This window comes from Kluyvera sp. Awk 3 (assembly GCF_028069715.1).
Taxonomy (GTDB): Bacteria; Pseudomonadota; Gammaproteobacteria; order Enterobacterales; family Enterobacteriaceae; genus Kluyvera; species Kluyvera georgiana_A.
On the sequence record NZ_JANEWH010000283.1, the window covers coordinates 1 to 1153 of the forward strand.

The following is a 1153-nucleotide window of genomic DNA, read 5'->3' on the forward strand; positions in this document are numbered from 1 at the left end:
ACGTTAAATCTTATGTTCATTACGGTAAAATTAACGTTTAATTTTCCAGATAATTCCTAATTTGACAGACGAAATTTTCATCGACTCAGCAAATTCTACTCGTTCCGGGACGATTTTTTTTCAACAATTCCTCAACCGTGGGCGACTATTTCCATTACACTGCCGCTTTTACCTCTTTTGACAAATATTGACAGGAAAAAGATGTCCACCACGCCCCGCAAGCTACCCTCATGGTTACCCATCCTCGTCCTCTTGATCTCTATGATCTCCATCCAGAGTGGCGCATCGTTGGCTAAGTCGTTGTTCCCATTGATTGGCGCGCCAGGCGTTACTGCGCTGCGCCTGGCGCTCGGCACGCTGATTCTGGTGGTGGTGTTTAAGCCCTGGCGACTGCGTTTTTCTAAAGAGCAGCGTCTACCGTTGCTGTTCTATGGTCTGTCACTGGGCGCGATGAACTATCTCTTTTACCTGTCACTACAGCGTATTCCGTTGGGTATTGCAGTGGCACTGGAGTTCACCGGGCCGCTGGCGGTGGCACTGTTCTCTTCACGCCGCCCGGTAGACTTTATCTGGGTGGTTCTGGCGGTGATGGGTCTGTGGTTCCTGCTGCCACTGGGGCAGGATGTTGCGCATGTCGATCTCACCGGCGCGCTGCTGGCGCTCGGTGCCGGTGCGGGTTGGGCGGTCTATATTCTGAGCGGCCGTCGTGCCGGTGAAGACCACGGCCCGGCCACGGTGGCGATGGGGTCCTTGATTGCTGCGGTCGTTTTTGTGCCACTGGGCGCCATGCAGGCCGCCGATACCCTGTTGCACTGGTCGCTGTTGCCGCTGGGCTTAGCCATTGCCGTGCTCTCTACCGCACTGCCCTACTCGTTGGAGATGATTGCTCTGACGCGTTTACCTACGCGTACCTTTGGAACATTAATGAGTATGGAGCCTGCTCTGGCAGCCATGTCCGGCATGGTTTTCCTCGGTGAGACGCTGACCTTTAGCCAGTCTATGGCGCTGGGGGCCATTATTATGGCGTCAATGGGTTCAACGCTCACAATGCGTCAGGAAAGTAAAATAAAACAAGTCGACGTTGGTTGATTTTTCTTATTTATGCATAGTGCACGCCACTATGCATAATATCGAAAACAAACTGCATAAATTC

General features: G+C 52.5%; 1 protein-coding gene. It reads left to right on the top strand.

The features are described from left to right. Positions 1 to 201: 201 nt before the first annotated feature. Positions 202 to 1089 (top strand): threonine/homoserine exporter RhtA, encoded by an 888-nt coding sequence (gene rhtA, locus NNN71_RS24650; protein WP_065355585.1) that lies wholly within the window; start codon positions 202 to 204, stop codon positions 1087 to 1089. Positions 1090 to 1153: the final 64 nt, after the last annotated feature.

What these genes read in the sequence shown, in the direction of transcription:
- rhtA (WP_065355585.1), top strand. Translation starts at nt 202, where the DNA reads ATGTCCACCACGCCCCGCAAGCTACCCTCATGGTTACCCATCCTCGTC.